General features: G+C 65.4%; 17 protein-coding genes. 11 read left to right on the top strand and 6 right to left on the bottom strand.

Features of this window, described 5'->3' with window-relative positions; translation table 11 throughout:
* The 6 genes from EOD07_RS03685 to EOD07_RS03660 all read right to left on the bottom strand — a co-directional run.
* On the bottom strand, positions 1-1,012 hold a 1,012-nt coding region (locus tag EOD07_RS03685; protein ID WP_164772055.1), incomplete at its 3' end, for an ATP-binding cassette domain-containing protein.
* Positions 1,009-2,064, bottom strand: coding sequence for an ABC transporter permease (locus EOD07_RS03680; protein WP_164772054.1), 1,056 nt, complete (start codon positions 2,062-2,064; stop codon positions 1,009-1,011). The genes EOD07_RS03685 and EOD07_RS03680, both read right to left, overlap by 4 nt.
* An 88-nt stretch (positions 2,065-2,152) precedes the next feature.
* On the bottom strand, positions 2,153-3,271 hold the full coding sequence (locus tag EOD07_RS03675) for a sugar ABC transporter substrate-binding protein (protein ID WP_127234006.1): 1,119 nt from the start codon (positions 3,269-3,271) through the stop codon (positions 2,153-2,155).
* Between the two features lie 63 nt (positions 3,272-3,334).
* Complete coding sequence (locus EOD07_RS03670; RefSeq protein ID WP_127234005.1) at positions 3,335-4,474, bottom strand: mandelate racemase/muconate lactonizing enzyme family protein; 1,140 nt, start codon at positions 4,472-4,474, stop codon at positions 3,335-3,337.
* Between the two features lie 13 nt (positions 4,475-4,487).
* Positions 4,488-5,366: an SMP-30/gluconolactonase/LRE family protein gene (locus tag EOD07_RS03665; protein ID WP_127234004.1), complete on the bottom strand. Its 879-nt coding sequence runs from the start codon at positions 5,364-5,366 to the stop codon at positions 4,488-4,490.
* A 20-nt stretch (positions 5,367-5,386) separates the two neighbouring features.
* Positions 5,387-6,136 carry an SDR family oxidoreductase gene (locus EOD07_RS03660; RefSeq protein WP_127234003.1) on the bottom strand — a complete coding sequence of 250 codons (750 nt, stop codon included), beginning with the start codon at positions 6,134-6,136 and terminating at the stop codon, positions 5,387-5,389.
* A gap of 412 nt (positions 6,137-6,548) precedes the next feature.
* Between EOD07_RS03660 and EOD07_RS03655 the strand changes: the two genes are divergently transcribed.
* The 11 genes from EOD07_RS03655 to EOD07_RS03605 are packed head-to-tail and all read left to right on the top strand — an operon-like array spanning position 6,549 to position 15,946.
* On the top strand, positions 6,549-7,631 hold the full coding sequence (locus tag EOD07_RS03655) for a tartrate dehydrogenase (protein WP_127234002.1): 1,083 nt from the start codon (positions 6,549-6,551) through the stop codon (positions 7,629-7,631).
* On the top strand, positions 7,624-8,493 hold the full coding sequence (locus EOD07_RS03650) for an amidohydrolase family protein (protein ID WP_127234001.1): 870 nt from the start codon (positions 7,624-7,626) through the stop codon (positions 8,491-8,493). Before EOD07_RS03655 ends, EOD07_RS03650 begins: the two co-directional genes overlap by 8 nt.
* Positions 8,494-8,496: 3 nt before the next feature.
* Complete coding sequence (locus tag EOD07_RS03645) at positions 8,497-8,985, top strand: VOC family protein (protein ID WP_127234000.1); 489 nt, start codon at positions 8,497-8,499, stop codon at positions 8,983-8,985.
* A complete protein-coding gene (locus tag EOD07_RS03640) occupies positions 8,982-9,314 on the top strand; it encodes an EthD domain-containing protein (RefSeq protein ID WP_127233999.1) in 333 nt (110 codons plus the stop codon). Before EOD07_RS03645 ends, EOD07_RS03640 begins: the two co-directional genes overlap by 4 nt.
* A gap of 11 nt (positions 9,315-9,325) precedes the next feature.
* Positions 9,326-10,093 (top strand): SDR family NAD(P)-dependent oxidoreductase, encoded by a 768-nt coding sequence (locus tag EOD07_RS03635; protein ID WP_127233998.1) that lies wholly within the window; start codon positions 9,326-9,328, stop codon positions 10,091-10,093.
* 14 nt (positions 10,094-10,107) lie between these two features.
* Entirely contained in the window at positions 10,108-10,878 is a 771-nt protein-coding gene (locus tag EOD07_RS03630) for an SDR family NAD(P)-dependent oxidoreductase (protein ID WP_127233997.1), read from the top strand.
* On the top strand, positions 10,875-12,404 hold the full coding sequence (locus tag EOD07_RS03625; RefSeq protein ID WP_127233996.1) for an acyl-CoA synthetase: 1,530 nt from the start codon (positions 10,875-10,877) through the stop codon (positions 12,402-12,404). Before EOD07_RS03630 ends, EOD07_RS03625 begins: the two co-directional genes overlap by 4 nt.
* 10 nt (positions 12,405-12,414) lie before the next feature.
* Positions 12,415-12,651, top strand: coding sequence for a biotin/lipoyl-containing protein (locus EOD07_RS03620; protein ID WP_073988804.1), 237 nt, complete (start codon positions 12,415-12,417; stop codon positions 12,649-12,651).
* A gap of 51 nt (positions 12,652-12,702) precedes the next feature.
* A complete protein-coding gene (locus EOD07_RS03615; RefSeq protein ID WP_127233995.1) occupies positions 12,703-13,710 on the top strand; it encodes a transketolase C-terminal domain-containing protein in 1,008 nt (335 codons plus the stop codon).
* Complete coding sequence (locus EOD07_RS03610) at positions 13,707-14,741, top strand: thiamine pyrophosphate-dependent dehydrogenase E1 component subunit alpha (protein ID WP_127233994.1); 1,035 nt, start codon at positions 13,707-13,709, stop codon at positions 14,739-14,741. Before EOD07_RS03615 ends, EOD07_RS03610 begins: the two co-directional genes overlap by 4 nt.
* Positions 14,741-15,946 carry a CoA transferase gene (locus tag EOD07_RS03605; RefSeq protein WP_127233993.1) on the top strand — a complete coding sequence of 402 codons (1,206 nt, stop codon included), beginning with the start codon at positions 14,741-14,743 and terminating at the stop codon, positions 15,944-15,946. Before EOD07_RS03610 ends, EOD07_RS03605 begins: the two co-directional genes overlap by 1 nt.
* Positions 15,947-16,080: the final 134 nt, after the last annotated feature.

Here is a 16,080-nt window from a genome sequence, read left to right as displayed (position 1 = left end):
GGCTGAGCTGCCGGGTCGCGGGGACATAGGCAGACATTGCGCCGATCGCGTGCTCGCCGCTTTCGTTGGCAATGGTGATCGTGCCCGTGCAGCGCTCCAGGCCGGCGAAGGAGCGGATCAGTTCGCGTGAGCCTGAGCCCTCGACACCGACAAGGGCGATGATCTCTTGCGGGCTTCCGTCGAGCGAGATGTTGCGGAATGCCTTGCCATGCGTCCAATTCCGGACCGAGAAGATCGGCTCGCTTCCGGCCTGCGCGGCCGACCTGCCGGCCGCCTGCCCGTGCACGGCTCCGCTGTCAACGACCATCTGCCGGGCTATGCCCTCCTCGGTCAGCGCTTCGCCTTCCAGCACGGCACGCACGCAGCCGTCGCGGACGATCGCGACGCGCCTGCAATGGGCCACAAGGTCCTGGAGACGGTGCGTGACGAGCAGCACGATGCGGCCCTCCGCGGCGATCTTGTGCATCTCGCGGAACAGCTCGTTTGATTCGTCGGCGGTCAGGGCCGAATTCGGCTCGTCGAACAGGAAGACGCGCGACGAGCGCGCCACGGCGCGGGCGATCTCGGTGCGTTGCTGGGTAGCCAGCGAGCAATCCGAGAGCAGCGTGTTCCCGACATGGCCGATCCCCAGCGCCGCCATGACCTTGGCGTCGGCATCGCCGAGCTTCGGGCGGGATCGGCCGGCGCCTTCGCGGCCGACCATCATGTTTTCCGCCACCGTCAGATTGGGGAAAAGCTGCGGCTCCTGATGCACCACCGCCACCGACTGCCAGTCGACGAAGGGCGACCACGGCAGACCGTCGAACGTCAATTCGCCGCCATCGGGCCTTTCTTCTCCGGCGATGATGCGGATCAGCGTGCTCTTTCCGGCTCCGTTCGGACCGGCGATGCCGAGCACTTCGCCCGGACGCAGGTCGAGGTCGACGCCGTTGAGCGCAATCGTGCTGCCGTAGCGCTTGGTGAGGCCGCGGATGCCGATGCCTTGCCTGCCATCTCCATCAAGCCTGCTCATGAGGCCCTGCTCTTGCGCAGCTTGGTGAGGAACAGGTCGAGCGCCACCGCACCGATGGTCACCGCGCCGAGGAAAATCTGCTGCACATGCGGTCCGGGCGACAGCAGCGCCAGTCCGATCTGAAGCTCGGCGAGCAGAAGCGCGCCGCCCAGCGTGCCGACGATCGTCCCTTTGCCGCCCGAAAGGCTGGCGCCGCCGATGATCACGGCCGCGAAGACCGGAAAGGTCTGCGACAGGCCGATATCCGGCTGGCTGGTCTGGATGAAGGAGAAATCGAGGATGCCGGCGATCGCGGCCAGCACCGAGCAGAGGATGAAGGCGAAGATCTTGTATTTCCGCACCGGCAACCGCGCCAGCCGTCCCGCCTCCGGGTTTCCGCCGATCGCCATCAGCCGGAAACCGAACAGCGAGCGATGCAGCAGGAAGCCGATGACCACGGCGATGCCGAGCATCCAGAAGATCTCGGCGGAAAGGCTGTATTTGCCGATGTTCTGCGTGAGCCCGATGAAGAAGTTCAGTTCGCCGGGATCGACATTGCCGTCGGGTGGCGGGTAGTTCGGGTTGAAGGTGCTGGTGTTGGAGACCCACAGCGACAGGCCGTAGAGCAGATTGTAGCTGCCGAGCGTGACGATGAAGGACGGGATCTTCATGCTTGTCACCAGCAGGCCGTTGAACAGGCCAACGCAAACGGCGACAAGGATCGCGATCGGGATCGCCGCATAGACCGATACGCCCATCATGATCCAGACCACCGCCAGCGTATTGGCCGCAAGGCCGTACATCGCGCCGAACGAAAGGTCGATCTCGCCCACGACGATCACCAGCGTCAGGCCCATGGCCATGATCGCCACCGAGCTCATCGCCCTGAGAACGGAGACGGCGAGATTCGGATTTGCGAAATTGGGATTGATGATCACGAACACCAGCGCCACCGCGATGACCGCGAGGAACAGGCCGCCGACGCGCAGCGCCGCATCGACCGTAGCCTTGGCCGCCGAGGATACCCGCTTCGCCTCGACCTGATGGCCGACTTCGCCGGAACTCATGCTCATCTCAACTCCATGTCTGAGGCCCCCTTTCCTCCCGGGGCCGGGAAAAGATCGAGCCGCATGGCGCGGCTCGATCTGCTTTGGCGGAACGTCACTTCTGCGCCATGGTGCGGTCGAGTTCCTCGCGGGCCTGTTTGACATCGTCCTTCAGCACGGCCTTCAGAGTCTGGGTGTTCGGAAGGATCACGCCGTTCTTGAGGAATTGCGCGCAGGCCGGCCCGCCAAAGGCGGCCTGGTCGGGCCAGCGCTGGTCGAACTGCGCCACCTGGATGCCTTTTTCGATCGCGTCGAGCTGGCCCTTGGAAGAGTTCCAACCCACGGTGAAGACCTTGCCGGCAAGGCCAAGGCTTTCGATGGCGCGATCGGCATGCTCGGCACCGATATCGACATTCTCGATGAACTGGACGTTCGGGTTGGCCGTCAGGAACGAGCGATAGACGTCGAATGCCTTGCCCGGTTCATAGCTGGTGTTCAGGCCGTTCTGCCAGGTGGTCACGAAGGTCGCGTCCGGAATGGCCGCCATGATCGTTTCCTGGAAACCCTTCATGCGATGGCTTGCCCAGAACTGGGTCGGATCGCCGCCGGAGACGGCGAAGACCTTGATATCGGTCTTGTTGTTCTCCTTGAGCCACTTCAGCACGGTTTCGGCGGCATATTTGCCTTCCTTGTCCGGAATCTGCGTGAAGTTGGTGAACTCATGGCCGCGCGACGGCACACCGGAGGTAAAGACCGGAATACCCTGGTCCATCAGCTTGTTGGTGATCGCCGTCATCGCGTCCGAGCTGACCGGCTCGATGCCGATGCAGTCGATTTCGCCTGCCGCAAGCTTGGCCTCGATCTGGCTGACCTGCTGGTTGGGATCGTTCTGCACCGGCGCGATCGAAGCGCAATCCATCGGATAGATGGCATTGCCCATCTTGCAGCCCATCTCGAAGCCGGCCTTGAACTGCGGCGAGAACAGCGGAATGCCCGAGGCCTGGTAGGAGAAGACGTACTTGATCTTCTCGCCCTTCTTGACCTTCTCGGCGATCCGGTCGGCGAGCTTGAACGTGCCCCAGTCGCGTTTGACCTCGAAGGGCGCTCCCTCGACCTTTTCGCCCGTGGTCGGGATCTGGGTGTCCTTGAAATCCTGAGCCAGCGCCGCTTCCGCGGCCAGCAGCGCAGCGCAGCCCGTGGCCGCCAGCACCGCGCGACGATATGTTCTATGCATATATTTTTCCTCCCATAGTGCGTTAACTCGACCGCCTTCTGCGTGGCGGCATTCTCCATTCCGTCAGGCCAATCCCAGCACCTTTTCGCTGCGATAGCCGTCGACGACCTCCTCGTTCACCTCGATCCCCAGACCGGGACCGGTCGGCGGATACATCCAACCGTCCTTGTGCTCGAAGGGCCTGGTGACGAGATCGTGCTGCATCGGATTGCGCAGCGGCTTCAGCTCGAAAAGCTTGCAGGCCGGCGAGTTGAAGGAGATCGCAAGGCTGGCGGCGGTCACGATCGCCGACGACCAGGCATGCGCATTGGCCTGCCGCCGGTAGAACTCGCAGCGCTCCGTAACCTTCTTGAAGCCGGTGATGCCTTCCGCCCGGCCCGGATCGACGCCGATGACATCGACCGTGCCGGTCGCCAGCACCCGCTCGAACTGTTCGAGCGTCCATTCGCGCTCGCCATAGGCGATGCGGGTCGTGGTCTTGGCGCGCAGATTGGCATAGCCTTCCGGGTCCCAGGCGCCCAGCGGCTCCTCGATCCAGGCGAGATCATATTCCTCCATAGCCCTGGCGCGGCGCACGGCGTCGGTGACGTCCCATTTGATGGCGATGCCGTTGTCGATCATCAGCATCTTGTCGCCAAGCACCTCCCGCATCGCCTTCACATATCCGACGTCGCGATCGTGATCGTAGCCGAGACGGGCATTGCCGCGTTTGCCGAAGCCGGTCTTGAGCCCCTGCAGGCCGGTCGAGACCCATTCGCGCGTCTCCTCGGCCATTTCGGCGATGTCTTCGTAATGCGCGTGGCAGGAGGCTATCGCCGGCAAGCGCTCGTGCACCGGCCCGCCCAGCAGATCGAGCACGCTCCTGCCGAGCGCCTTGCCCTTCAGATCCCAGAGCGCGATGTCGATGGCGGCGGTCGCGTAGGAAGCGATGCCGCCATGGTAGCCGTACCACCAGGCCTGCTGCTTGTTCTGCCGCCACAACGCCTCCGTCTGCACCGGATCCTTGCCGATCAGGTTCGGCGCCATGCCCTCGATGATCGCCTTGGCGGCGAAGTTGGCCTCGGGGAACTGGGTGATCGATTCTCCCCAGCCGACCTGACCGTCGTCGGCCGTGATCTTGGCCAGGCACAGATGCCGGAGCGCGTTGAAATCGTTCGGCTCGGGATAGCTGACCGGGATGGCCTCGACTTTGGCGATTTTCATGCTGCGGCCTTCCTCATCCGATCGCGCCGCGGTAGAGCGGCATGCCTTCGACACCCAGATCGACCTCGATCAGGTAGCCGGTCATCGCCGCTCCCGTGGTGTCGAACGGTCCCATGTCGCAGCAGAACAGCTTGCCGTTCTTGCCGAACACGCAATTGAGTATGGTGCCGCCGGTCTCGAGGAACCCGACGCGCTTGCCATCCCTGGTGAAATGGTCGACGCCGCCCGCCGCCACCGCCGTGATCCAGAAATCGCCGTTCACGTCGATCTTGAGCCCGTCCGGGATATGGCCTTCCGGCATCCTGCAGAGCACCGACTTGCTGCCGTTCGGCTTCCGGCGAACGACGTTGAGCGTATAGGACTCAACCCAGACCAGCGAACCGTCCGGCTCGGCCACGATGCCGTTGGGGTACACGTAATCGAGTTCCTCGAGGATGTGCGCGACGCCATTCTTCTCGATCACGCAGATTCGGCCGGGATGCGGTTTGTCAGTTATGTTCCAGTCACCGGAGTCGGTGAAATAGAGCCGGCCGTCCGGCCCGAAGGTCAGGTCGTTGGGACCATCGAACTTGACGCCGTCCGCCTCGGTGACGAGGATCTCGACCTTGCCGCCGGCCGAGGTCTTCTGGATCGACGGCGGCCGGTGCTCGGGAGCGACCCACTGACCGACGTTCGGGGTCTGCGTCGAATAGACGGCGCCGTCGCTGCCCAGCATGCAGGCGTTCGGGCCGCCGCCGACATAGGCATATTGCCCCTGCTTGCCGGTTCTCGGGTCCCAGTAACCGATCTCGCTTGCATAGGTGTTGGCGAAAATCACACGGCCGTCATCGAGTTCATAGGGCCCTTCGGGGTGGCCAAGGCCGGTGGCGCGTATCACTTGCGGTCTTTTCATCGCTCTCCTCCCTTTGCCGGCTACCAGGTGACGAGCCCGCCGGTGAAGTTCACCGCCTGACCGGTCATGTAGCCCGCCTCGTCCGACAGCAGGAACCAGATGGCGCCCGCGCACTCCTCCGGCCGCGCCGGCCGGCCGAGCGGCACGGTCCTGTTGCGGGCCTCGTTCATCTCCGCGATGTCCGTGCCGCGCAGTCTGGCCATGCCGGCCAGCACCGTGTCCTGCATCGGCGTGTCGACGATGCCGGGGCAGATGGCGTTGACACGCACCGGCCGCGAGGCGAGCGCGTAGGCAAAGGAGCGGGTGATGGAAAGAATCGTCGTCTTCGAAGCGGCATAAGCGGCCACCTCGGTGGTCGCGGCAAGCTTGGCCGAGCTGGACGACAGGTTGACGATCGCTCCGCCCGGTTTCAGCCGCGGTCCGATCTGCTGGCAGAGAAAGAAGATGGATTCGGCATTGACCGCATGGATGCGCCGCCAGTCGTCGGGCGTAATGTCGAAGATCGACTTGACCACCAGCATGCCGTGCGAATTGACAAGATAGTCGGCGCCGTCCGCCGCCTCCGCCAGCTTCGCGCGCCCGGCCGGATCGGCAAGATCGGCGACAAGCAGGTCACAACCTTCGCCGGCGACCTCTGTAAGTTTCGCCTCATCGATGTCGACCGCCAGCACATGGACGCGCTCGCCAAGGAGCCGGCCGACGACAGCACGGCCAATGCCGCTGCCTGCTCCGGTCACGATGGCGCGACGTGCGCGCGCTGCCGAACTCATCCGCTTCAAGCCTCCCCAGGCAATCACGCCACGAATTCCAACCCTGCTTGCGGCGGCATCCGCGCAAACGCGAGCGTCCCGAGGGATTTCGATCCTTGGCGTCGACGCTATATTGAAACGTTATCAGAATAATGCAAGCGTTTTTTCGAACTTTCATGCCCCCGGTTTGCGTCGCCTCGCCGAAGGCCGGAGAACGGCCGCGAAAATCCGCGCAACGCCTTAATATACAACCATTTCAACCTGCTTCAGCGACCGCCGTCCGCAGTTGACGGCAATGGTCGACCTGATTCCGGCGCGACCGTTCCAGCATTTTGAAACTTGTTGCCAGACGGTCTTGCAATGACTCAGGTCGCCGATATAATTGAAACGATATTATCTTCACTCCCGCCCATCTGCCTGGAGTTCGAAAACCATGCCTTCAACGAAGATCGCGGTGATCCGCGGAGACGGGATCGGCAAGGAGGTCGTGCCGCAAGGCATCAAGGTGGTCGACGAAGCCGCACGCCTTTTCGGCCTCGACATTCGTTGGGAGGACTTCGATTGGGGCTGCGATCACCATGCCCGCACCGGCCGAATGATGCCGGAGAACGGACTGGCGCAAATCGCCGGCCATGACGCGATCTTCCTCGGCGCCGTCGGCTGGCCGACCGTATCGGACGTGGAATCGCTATGGACATTGCTGATGCCGATCCGGCGCAATTTCCAGCAATATGTAAATTTGCGCCCGGTTCGCCTCTTCGACGGCGTGTCCTCCCCACTCGTCGACCCCGGCAAGATCGATTTCTGCATCGTGCGAGAAAACAACGAGGGCGAATATTCAGAGATCGGCGGCCGCATGTTCCCGGGCATGGACCAGGAAATGGTCAGCCAGGAAACGATCATGACGCGCTTCGGCTGCGACCGGGTGATGCGGTTCGCCTTCGATCTCGCCCGCAAGCGCAAGAAGAAGCTGACCTCGGCGACCAAGTCCAACGGCATCATCCACACCATGCCCTTCTGGGACGAGCGCTTCCGGGCCATCGCCGGGGAGTTTCCGGACGTCGCGACGGAGCAATACCATATCGACATCCTGACCGCGCACTTTGTCCGCCGCCCGGCCAGTTTCGATGTCGTCGTCGCGGGGAACCTGTTCGGCGACATCCTCTCCGACCTCGGCCCGGCCGTCACCGGCACGATCGGCATCGCACCGTCCGGCAACCTCAATCCCGAGCGCCGCTTCCCATCGATGTTCGAGCCGGTGCACGGCTCGGCACCGGATATCGCCGGCCAGAACATCGCCAATCCGATAGGCCAGATATGGTCCGGAGCGATGATGCTGGAGCATCTGGGCGCCCCCGAGGCGGGCGATGCCATCGTCGACGCCATCGCCCGCGTGCTCGCCTCGGGCGAGAACCTGACGCGCGACATGGGCGGCACGGCCTCGACGGAGGCCTTGGGCCAGGCGATCGTCGACGCCCTTTCCGTTCACCCGCTGGAGGCCCGCCGCCATGGCTGAACTGGCCTTCGTCGACACCCATTTCCATCTGCACGATATGAAGCATCCGAAGCTGCGCTACGGCTGGCTGGAGCCGGATGCCGTGCATGGCTTCCTCCCGGACACCGATCCGTTGAAGTCGCAGCATTATTTCATCAAGGACTACATCGCCGAAATCCGCTTCGCCAACGTGCCGAAAGCCGTGCATGTCCAGGCGGCGGTCAACACGCCCGACCCGGTCGACGAGACCGAATGGTTGCAGGCATTCGCCGACCGGACCGGCTACCCGCAGGGCATCGTCGCCGAATGCCATCTCGCCCGTCCCGATGCCGCAGACGTGCTCGACCGGCATCTGAAATTTCCGAACGTGCGCGGCATCCGCAATTTCGGCGAGGGCCGCTATCTGGTCGACGACGCATGGCGGCGCGGCTTCGCGGAACTCGCGCCGCGCAACCTCGTGTCCTGCATCGATACGCGCATCGAACTCGCCGACGATGTTCTGGACCTCGCCAGCACCTTTCCGGAAACCCGGATCTGCATCGACCATTGCGCGATTCCGATGCGCCGCGATCCGGAAAGCTTCCGCCGCTGGCGCGCGGCGATCAACGTCATGGCCAAGGCGCCGAATGTCTGGATGAAGATCTCGGGGCTGGGCATGTGCGATCCGCTCTGGACGGTGAGTTCGATCCGCCCCTACGTTCTCGGCAGCATCGAGGCGTTCGGACCGGGCCGTGTCGTCTTCGGGACCAACTGGCCGGTCGATCGCATGTTCAGTTCCTATCCAGACGTCATCGACGCCTATGCCGAGATCATTTCCGGCTTCCCGCGCCACGAGCAGGTGGCGATGTTCTCGGGCAACGCCGAAAAGCTCTTCAGGATCTGAGCGATGGGCGAGAACGCAAACATTGCCGGCGCCGGCGCCACCGCCACGGCTGTCCACCATGTGGGCATGAGCGTGGCCGCTATCGACGAAGCGCTCGCCTTCTGGGAGGCATTCCTCGGCGTGCCGGCCCGCTGGCGAACCGTGCTCGACCGGCCTTATCTCGGCAGGCATGTCGGCTATCCCGGCATCCGCATCAAGGCAGCCTTCATCGATCTGCCCGGCGGCGGCACGCTGGAGTTGCTCGACTACCGGACCGGCAAGCAGACGCTGCCGGACGCCACCGCCAATCCGGGCAACGTGCATCTGTGCCTGGAGGTCGCAGACGCCGACACGGCCTGGCAACATGCCGTGTCCTGCGGCGCCAGGCCGATCGTGCCGGACGGGCCGGTCGACATAGACGGCGGGCCGAACATCGGCGCGAAGGTCGCCTATCTTCGCATCCATGACGGCATCACGCTGGAGCTGTTCCAGCCGCGAAGGAGCGATCCATGATCAAGCGCGTGAGCCTCATCCGCCGCAAGGCCGGCATGAGCCGCGAAGACTTCTTTGCCCACTGGACCGGCCCGCATGCCGCCATTGTCCGGCAGATGCCGGGTGTGCGGGGCCTGCGGTTCGGCAAGGTGCAGAGCTGGAACCCGGAAGAGGCGGCCTGGGACGGGGTCGGCGAAGTCTGGTTCGACAGTATGGAGGCTGCGGCAGCGGCCTTCGCCACCGAGCCCTATGCCAGCCAGCTTGTCGAGGATCGCAAGAAGTTCATGGGCGAAGCGCAATCCTGTTTCGTTACCGAGCATACCGCGGTTGCGCCGCCGGATGGACGTTGAGGAGGAGAACCATGGCATTCAATCTCGGCTCCGGGCTGGAAGGCAAAAAGGTCGTCGTCACCGGCGGCACGGGCGGGATCGGGCGCGAGGTGTGCCTGGGATTTGCCGCTGCCGGATCGCAGGTCGCCGTGGTCGACCTCGATCAGGCGCGCGCCGATGCCGTCGCCGCCGAGCTGGAAGGTGGGCCGCATATCGCCGTCGGCCATGACCTGCGCCCGGTCGGCAAGCAGCGTGTGGCGATCGACAGGATCCTCGCCGCCTTCGGCCGGATCGACGTGCTGGTGCAGACGGCCGCGGTGCTCGTCCGCCGCCACAGTGTCTTCGATGTGACGGAGGCCGACTGGGATTTCCAGCACGACGTCAACCTCAAGGCCTCCTTCTTCCTGGCGCAGGCGGTGGCCAAGATCATGCGCGACCAGGGCCAGGGCGGTCGGATCATCAACTTCACGTCGCAAGGCTGGATGAGCGGCGGTTTCGGCGGCTCGGTCGCCTATGCGGCGACCAAGGGCGGCATCGTGTCGATGACGCGCGGGCTCGCCCGCTCGCTCGCCAAGGACAGAATCACCGTCAACGCCGTCTCGCCGGGCGCCGCCGACACGGCGATGATGCGCAGCGGCATGGACGACGACGCGCTTGCGGCCACGGTGGCGCAGATTCCGTTAGGCTACATGGCCGCGCCCTCGGAGCTTGCCGGCTCCGTGCTGTTCCTGGCTTCCGACCATGCGAGCTATGTCACCGGCGCCACGATCAATGTCAGCGGCGGCTGGCTGATGTACTGAGGAGGAGGAGACACATGACGAAATGTTTCTCCGGCAAGGTTGCTGTAATCACCGGCGCGGCACGCGGCATCGGCGATGCGATCGCCGCGCGTTTCCTGGAAGAAGGAGCCAGGGTGTTCTCCTTCGATCTGGGCGAGCCGGACGAGCCGCGCCAAGGCGTGACCTACCTCAAAGCCGACGTGGCGGATCCAGAGAGCGTCGCGGAAGCATTCGCTCACATCGACCGTGACGCCGGCCAGATCGACGTGCTCGTCAACAATGCCGGCGTGCAGCGGGTCGCGCTTGCCGAGAAGATGTCGCCGGCGGACTGGCATCTTGTCTTGAACACCCATCTCACCGGCATGCATCTTTGCTGCGCGCAGGCCATCCGCCGCATGCGGGAGCGCGGCAAGGGCGGGGCCATCGTCAGCATCGCCTCGGCGGCTGGCATCGTCGGCATTCCCGGGCGCGGCCCTTACAGCGCGGCCAAGGCCGGCATCGAGAGCCTTACCAGGGTGTATGCCACCGAAACGGCCGCCGCCAACATCCGCGTCAACGCCGTCGCCCCCGGCTCGACCCGCACCAAGCTGATCGAGCAGGGGCTGAAGGACGGTTCGATCCGCGGCGAATGGCAGATCGAACGCATTCCCATGGGACGGCTCGCCGAACCGCGGGAGATCGCCGACCCGGTCGTCTACCTGGCAAGCGACAGGGCGAGCTACATCACCGGACAGACACTGGTCGTCGACGGAGGCTGGACGGTTCAAGGCATGGTGCACGTCGCCGACTGGCTTCACGCTTCATGAGCCGCGACGTCTTCAATCTGGCGCAGCATTGCATCGCCCGTGCAGCCGCCTCGACACCCGACAAGACGGCGCTGATCGTGGTCGGCGATGTCGACCGGCCGCAAACCGCGGAGCGCTGGACCTATGCCGCCCTCGACCGGGCGGTGCGCGGCGTCGCGGCCGGCTTGCTGGCGAATGGATTGAGCCCCGGCGACCGGATCATGCTGCGGCTGCCCAACAGCAGCGACTATGCGTTGATGTTCTACGGCTCCATCGCCGCCGGCATGGTGCCTATTCCGGTCTCGGCCATGCTGACCGAAGACGAGACGACATTCCTGCTCGAGGATTCCGAAGCTGCCGCGATCGTGCAGGATGGTGTACCCGCCCTGCACGCGCCGGCCGGCTGCAAGGCGCTCGACAGAGCTGCCGTCGACAGACTCAAGGCGGCCGTGCCGCTCGAGGCGTATGCGCGCACTAGCGCGGATGCGCCGGCCTACATGATCTATACCTCCGGCACCGCCAGCAGGCCGAAGGGCGTGGTCCATGCCCATCGCGTCGCGCTCGGCCGCGTGCCGATGTATGCGGACTGGATGGGGCTGACGGCGGCCGACACCATGCTGCATGCCGGCGCGTTCAACTGGAGCTACACGCTGGGCGTGGGCCTGCTCGATCCCTGGGCCGTGGGCGCCACCGCGGTGCTCTACAGCGGTCCCAAGGATGTCGAGGTCTGGCCGAAGCTGATCGATGTCTTCGGGGCCACCCTGTTCGCGGCCGTGCCTTCGCTTTACCGGCAGATCCTCAAATACTGCCGGCTGACGCGCGAAAGCCTGCCGACGCTGCGGCACGCGCTTGCCGCAGGCGAGGCGTTGAACCCGGCGACCCTCTCCGAATGGCAGGCCCTGACCGGCAAGCCGCTGCTGGAAGCCTTCGGCATGAGCGAGATTTCCACCTTCGTTTCCAATCGCGACGGCATGCAGGTCAGGGCCGGCAGTCCCGGAAAACCGCAGACCGGACGACCCGTTGCGATTCTCGCCGCCGATGGCCGGCCCGCGCGGGCCGGCGAGGTCGGGCTGCTTGCCGTCCATCGCAGCGATCCCGGCCTGATGCTCGGCTACTGGCGGCGGCCGGAAGAGGAAGAGCGGGTCTTCCACGGCGACTGGTTCGCCGGCGGCGACCTCGCCTCGTTCGATGCGGACGGCTATCTCTGGCATCACGGACGCGCGGACGACATCATGAATGCCGGCGGCTTCCGCGTTTCCCCGCTCGAGGTCGAGGCGGCATTGGCTCCCTGCCCCGGCATTGCCGAGCTTGCGGTGGCCGAGCACGAAGTGCGCGCAGGCGTCAGCGTCATTGCCGCCTTCGTGGTGACAAGCGAGGATGCCTCGTTGCGCGCCGAAGATATTGCCACCTTTGCCGAGCAGCGGCTCGCCGCCTACAAGCGCCCTCGAGTGATTTTCTTCGTGCCGACCCTGCCGCGCAGCGCCAACGGCAAGCTGCTCAGGCGAAAACTGACGGGCACGGTCCGAGCTTTGCAAACGATGCCGTAAGGAGAGAACAATGCGTTCGACACTCAAGATGCCGAAGGTCGGCGACGCGGTCGACGAGGTCGTGATCAGCGAGATCCAGGTGCAGAAGGGCGCCGCGGTTTCCGAGGGCCAGACACTGTTTGTCGTCGAGACGGACAAGACCACGGTGGAAGTCCCCGCGCCCTTCGCCGGAACCGTGGCCGAGATCCTGATCGCGGCCGGCGACGACGTGAAGACCGGCGCGCCGACCATCGTGCTCGAAGTGTGATCACAGCGCCGCCTTCCATGGCGGCCGGACTTTTACGAATAAGGAGGAGACATGGCCAAGATCTGGGTAAGGCAGGCGGTGCTGCGAGCACTGGACGACGCGATGAAGGAGGACCCGGGCGTCATCGTGATGGGTGAGGACGTCGCCGCCGCCGGCGGCCCGTTCAAGGTCACCGAAGGCCTTCTCGCCGAACACGGTCCCGGCCGCGTCATCGACACGCCGATTTCGGAAATGGGCTTTCTTGGCGCCGCGGTCGGCGCAGCCGTCTGCGGGCTGAAGCCGGTCGTCGAGATCATGTTCATCGAATTCATCGGCGTGGCGCTCGATCAGCTGTCCACCCAGGCCGCCACCATGCGCTATCTGTCGCGCGGACGGCTGACGACACCGCTTGTCGTGCGTGCTTCCGCCGGAGCCGGCCAGGGCTTCGGCTGCCAGCACTCGCAGATGCTGGATCACTGGTTCCGCGGCACGCCGGGCCTGAAGGTCTGCGTCACCAGCAACGCCCGCACCACCTATGGGCTGCTCCGCTCGGCGATCGACGACCCGGACCCCGTCGTGGTGCTCGAACCACGCATCCTCTATTCCGAGCGCGAGGAGTTCGAGCACGATCCGGCCTATCGCATCCCGCTCGGCCAGGCGGAGATCGTCAGGCCAGGCACGGACGTCACCGTGGTGACGTGCGGCGCGCTGGTCCGCACCGCGCTGGAAGCGGCCGCCAACAGCCGCGCCAATATCGAAGTCATCGATCTGCTGACGCTGTGGCCATGGGACAGAAAGACGGTCGCAGAATCCGTCGCCCGCACCGGCCGGCTGGTGACGGTGGAGGAATCGACCGCCGCGGCGGGCTGGGGGGCCGACATCGTCTCGACGATCGCGGCCGAGCATTTCGGCAAGCTGAAAGCGGCGCCGCACCGCATCACCCTGCCGGACGCGCCGGTGCCTTACAGCGGCGTGCTCGAAACCCGTTACCTGCCGAGCGCGACCTACATCGCCGAACAGGTCGACGCGCTCGTCTCGACCAACCAACCGCCCCTGCCCTGGTGGAGGAACGCAGCATGACCAGCCTTTCCAATTCCAACTCGCCACTCGCCCGTCGCGAGGCGCTGGCGAGCCGGCTCGAGCAGCTCACCCGCATGATCGAGATCCGCTCGGTCGAGGAGCGCATCCAGAAACTGTTCGGGGAAGGCCACATCCGCGGCTCGACGCATCTGGCCAACGGCCAGGAGGCGGTGTCGGTCGGCATCGCCCGTTCGATCGATCCGGATGACATCGTCACCTGCACCTATCGCGGCCACGGTCACGCGCTGGCGCTCGGCGTCACCACCGTCGGCGTGCTGGGCGAAATCTGCGGCCGCACCGTGGGCTGCGCCGGCGGGCTCGGCGGCTCGATGCATCTGGTCGAGCCCGAAATCGGCCTGCTGCCGACCGCCGCCATCATCGGCGCCGGCCTGCCCATCGCCTGCGGCGCCGGCCTTGCCGCGCGCACGCGCGGCAAGGACCGCATCGCGGTGTCGATCTTCGGCGACGGTTCAAGCAACATCGGCGCCTTCCATGAGGCGCTGAATTTCGCCGCCATCCTCAAGCTGCCGGTGGTGTTCGTCTGTGAGAACAATCTCTACGGCGAATATTCCCGCATCGACCTGACGACGGCGGTCGAGGACATCGCCCTGCGGGCCACGAGCTACAACATGCCGGGCGTGATCGTCGACGGCCAGGATGTCGACGCCGTGGCGGCCGCCATGGAGACCGCCGTCGCCCGCGCCCGCCGCGGCGAAGGGCCGTCGCTGCTCGAAATGAAGACCTATCGCTATTCCGGCCATTCCCGCTCCGATCCGGCGACCTACCGCCGGCCGGGCGAGCTCGACCAATGGCTCAAGCGCGATCCGATCGACATCCTCGCAAGGAAGCTGGTGGAAGAACGCCTGCTCGCCGCCGATGGCCTCGAGCCTCTCAAGGCCGAGGTGCGCGACGCGGTCGAGCAGGCGGCGCAGGAGGTGCTGGCGTCCCCGCATCCCGATCTCGGCGAGATCATGTCGCATGTCAGCGCCGGCTCGGCCGGCGACGACCGGAAATTCACCTTCTGGCAATAATGGCGGAGGGCATCCTTTCCGGCATGAGCATCGTCGAGGGGTCGGCCTTCGTGGCCGCGCCCCTCGGCGGCATGACGCTGGCGCAACTGGGCGCCGACGTCATCCGCTTCGATCCGATCGGTGGTGGTGCCGACCGCCACCGCTGGCCGCTGACGGAAGATGGCAGGAGCCTGTTCTGGGCTGGACTCAACAAGGGCAAGCGCTCGATCCAGGTCGATGTGAAATCGCCCGAAGGGCAGGAAATCGTCGCCAGGCTGGTGACCAGGCCGGGCGCCGACCGCGGCTTCTTCCTCACCAACCTGCCGCAACGCGGGCTCCTCACCTACGAAGCGCTGAAGAGCCGCCGCGCCGACCTGGTCATGGTGCAGCTCACCGGCAACGCGGACGGCACCAGCGAGGTCGACTACACCGTCAATGTCGCCACCGGCTTCCCCGAGATCACCGGCCCGCGCGGCGCTCCCGATCCGGTCAACAGCGTGCTGCCCGCCTGGGACATCGCGATGGGCGAGATGGCGGCGATCGGCCTGCTTGCCGCTGACCGGCACCGTAGCCGCACCGGCAAGGGCTCGCTGGTGAAGCTCGCGCTTTCCGACGTCGCCTTCGCCACGGTCGCGCATCTCGGCCGGCTGGCGCAGGCGGAGCTGGGCGGCATCGCGGAGAAGGAGGGCAACTATCTCTATGGCGCTTTCGGCAAGGATTTTTCGACCTCCGACGGCCGCCGGGTGATGGTCGTGGCGCTGACGCAGCGCCAATGGCGCGCGCTGGAGAAGGCGACGGGGATCGACTCGCGGGCGATCTCGGACGCGACAGGCGCGGATCTCGACAGCGAAAGCGGCCGCTTCGCTGCCCGCGAGGCCATCGCCACGGCGCTTGCGCCATGGATTGCGGCCCGCGACCTCGACGAGGTGAGACGCCGCTTCGCCGACGCAGGCGTCTCATGGGGGCCCTACCAGAGCTTCCGCCAACTTCTTGACGAGGATCGGCGCGCCTCCACGGCCAATCCGATGTTCCAGCGCATCTCCCATCCGGGCATCGGCACGCTGATGACGCCGGCCTCGCCGCTGGAATTTTCGTCGGTGCCGAGGCTCGCCGCGATGCCTGCGCCCAGGCTTGGCCAGCATACGGACGAGATCCTCGGGGAGATCGGCTATGGCGGCAGCGAGATCGGCGCGCTGCATGACCGCGGGATCGTGACTGGAGCTTAGACCCGCCTACCCCAGCGCCCGCAGATAGCGTATCTGGCGCCCCTTCGTGAGGCTTTCCGCCGCTGCCGCGATCGAATTCGCATCGATGCCGAAATGCCGGTAGAGGTCGTCGATGGTGCCGGACTGGCCGAAAT

It is taken from the genome of Mesorhizobium sp. M2C.T.Ca.TU.002.02.1.1 (genome assembly GCF_003997225.1).
The sequence above is the reverse complement of the archived record's forward strand: the minus strand, read 5'-3'. Positions and strand labels throughout refer to the sequence as shown.

Excerpts from the sequence above, each read along its gene's own strand:
- EOD07_RS03630 (WP_127233997.1), top strand. The coding sequence starts at position 10,108 with ATGACGAAATGTTTCTCCGGCAAGGTTGCTGTAATCACCGGCGCGGCA.
- EOD07_RS03680 (WP_164772054.1), bottom strand. The coding sequence starts at position 2,064 with ATGAGCATGAGTTCCGGCGAAGTCGGCCATCAGGTCGAGGCGAAGCGG.
- EOD07_RS03615 (WP_127233995.1), top strand. The coding sequence starts at position 12,703 with ATGGCCAAGATCTGGGTAAGGCAGGCGGTGCTGCGAGCACTGGACGAC.
- EOD07_RS03610 (WP_127233994.1), top strand. The coding sequence starts at position 13,707 with ATGACCAGCCTTTCCAATTCCAACTCGCCACTCGCCCGTCGCGAGGCG.
- EOD07_RS03605 (WP_127233993.1), top strand. The coding sequence starts at position 14,741 with ATGGCGGAGGGCATCCTTTCCGGCATGAGCATCGTCGAGGGGTCGGCC.
- EOD07_RS03670 (WP_127234005.1), bottom strand. The coding sequence starts at position 4,474 with ATGAAAATCGCCAAAGTCGAGGCCATCCCGGTCAGCTATCCCGAGCCG.
- EOD07_RS03660 (WP_127234003.1), bottom strand. The coding sequence starts at position 6,136 with ATGAGTTCGGCAGCGCGCGCACGTCGCGCCATCGTGACCGGAGCAGGC.
- EOD07_RS03655 (WP_127234002.1), top strand. The coding sequence starts at position 6,549 with ATGCCTTCAACGAAGATCGCGGTGATCCGCGGAGACGGGATCGGCAAG.
- EOD07_RS03675 (WP_127234006.1), bottom strand. The coding sequence starts at position 3,271 with ATGCATAGAACATATCGTCGCGCGGTGCTGGCGGCCACGGGCTGCGCT.
- EOD07_RS03640 (WP_127233999.1), top strand. The coding sequence starts at position 8,982 with ATGATCAAGCGCGTGAGCCTCATCCGCCGCAAGGCCGGCATGAGCCGC.
- EOD07_RS03650 (WP_127234001.1), top strand. The coding sequence starts at position 7,624 with ATGGCTGAACTGGCCTTCGTCGACACCCATTTCCATCTGCACGATATG.
- EOD07_RS03625 (WP_127233996.1), top strand. The coding sequence starts at position 10,875 with ATGAGCCGCGACGTCTTCAATCTGGCGCAGCATTGCATCGCCCGTGCA.
- EOD07_RS03645 (WP_127234000.1), top strand. The coding sequence starts at position 8,497 with ATGGGCGAGAACGCAAACATTGCCGGCGCCGGCGCCACCGCCACGGCT.
- EOD07_RS03620 (WP_073988804.1), top strand. The coding sequence starts at position 12,415 with ATGCGTTCGACACTCAAGATGCCGAAGGTCGGCGACGCGGTCGACGAG.
- EOD07_RS03635 (WP_127233998.1), top strand. The coding sequence starts at position 9,326 with ATGGCATTCAATCTCGGCTCCGGGCTGGAAGGCAAAAAGGTCGTCGTC.
- EOD07_RS03665 (WP_127234004.1), bottom strand. The coding sequence starts at position 5,366 with ATGAAAAGACCGCAAGTGATACGCGCCACCGGCCTTGGCCACCCCGAA.